This window comes from Campylobacter concisus UNSWCS (genome assembly GCF_000466685.1).
GTDB lineage: Bacteria > Campylobacterota > Campylobacteria > Campylobacterales > Campylobacteraceae > Campylobacter_A > Campylobacter_A concisus_A.
The window spans coordinates 1-1,426 of sequence record NZ_ANNG01000047.1 but is presented as its reverse complement, the minus strand read 5'-3'; the positions used below and the strand labels follow the sequence as shown (position 1 = coordinate 1,426).

3 protein-coding genes are annotated in these 1,426 nt (G+C 44.1%); all 3 read right to left on the bottom strand.

Features of this window, described 5'->3' with window-relative positions:
* Positions 1-311, bottom strand: a 311-nt coding sequence (locus tag UNSWCS_RS11880; protein WP_200862623.1) for a hypothetical protein, incomplete at its 3' end; no start/stop codon positions are given.
* 1 nt (position 312) lies between these two features.
* Positions 313-861: a phage tail protein gene (locus UNSWCS_RS09560; RefSeq protein WP_035143874.1), complete on the bottom strand. Its 549-nt coding sequence runs from the start codon at positions 859-861 to the stop codon at positions 313-315.
* Positions 858-1,426: baseplate J/gp47 family protein (locus UNSWCS_RS09555; protein WP_035143873.1), on the bottom strand; the 569-nt coding region annotated here is incomplete at its 5' end. The genes UNSWCS_RS09555 and UNSWCS_RS09560, both read right to left, overlap by 4 nt.

Below are 1,426 nucleotides of genomic sequence, written 5' to 3'. Positions count from 1 at the left end.
TTGGTGTATGCATCGATCTTGTCGGTCTTTTTAAGATACATGGCCTCGGCGATAACGCTATCTAGTTTAGGTGCGATTAACGCAGCGGTTTGGGTTTTTGAATAGCTGTCGCTTATATCGCGCTTTAAAACTAGCTGTGCGTTAGAGTTCGATTTTAGCGACTCTATTTCGTCTTTGAGGTAGCTCGTGCGGTTTGCCAGCTGAATAGCTTGCTTGTTGCTTATGCCGTCTACTCCGCCGACTACCGGGTCGGTCGTTTCTAACTGATAAATTCCGCTCTCCCAAGCGGCGTTTTCTTTTAAATTTGCCATTTTAATACACTCCGTAATTGTAAGTTATATCGTAGTTTGCCGCACCGTCGTATCTTAGCGCGGTCGTTCTAGCCTCTACAGCTACTAATACGCACCTAGCGGGTGCCGCGCTTACGGCGGTCTCTTTTAGTTTTTGCGCTTTTGCGCGGTCGGTTAGCCCACTGGTAATTATGCTATACTCGGCCCAGTGGTTGTTGCTTCCGTAAAAGCGCGATCCGTCTAATTTAAAGGCGCCGTTATATTTCTGGCTTAAATTTCCTTCGATTATAAGCGCATCTTTATCGTAGGCGCTCACAGCTTTTTTCATCGCGTAAAAAGTGCCACTATAAAAATGTATCTCGAAGGCATTTTTTATAAGCTCTCTTATAGCCTCTTCGCCGAGCCCCTCTATATTCACGTCGTAGCTTTGAGCCAGTATAGGCAAAAGAGAAACTGGGCAAGAGTCGGCCAGGACGTTTATCGTTCTCAAATCTAGATTATCAAGTCTTACTCCGAATAGCTCGTCGAATTTCTTGTCAAATTTACTTTTGTGATTCGGCAATAAACTCATAACTCGGCCTTTTTATAGCTTAGAGAAAAACTTACTTTTATGAAGCTATCGTCTCCTGCTTTGGTATCTGTGCTAGGAGTTATTAGCCTTGCTCTATATACCCCGTTTTTGTGAAGCGTAGAATATATGTAGCTTAAATTTAGATCTTCGCCGATAGAAAGAGAAGTCTTTGAGGCCTTGATTTCTTTATCTATACTATCTTGCAAAAACATATCGGTTAGCTCCAGCTCGGCTCTAACCTCTATGTTTTTTATCGTGGCGTTTGCTACCGTAACCGTATCGGTCAGCGGTCTTACTTTCTCGCCGTTTAGATACTCGGCTACGCTTTGCCTGGTTTCCTCGCTCATATCGCTGGTTTTTATATAAATTTTTACTACTCCGGCTCCCCCGTTTAGCACGCTTACTTCTTCTACTTTCGCGTTTGCGCTCAAGGCTTGATAGACATAAGCCTTTTTGCTTCCGGCGGTGCTAAATCTTTCAAGAGAAAGCACGGCTCTTTCTCTCAATCTTTCGTCGCTCTCTATCTCCGCGCCGCCCCCAAACTCGCTTAGTTGTTTTGCTTTTA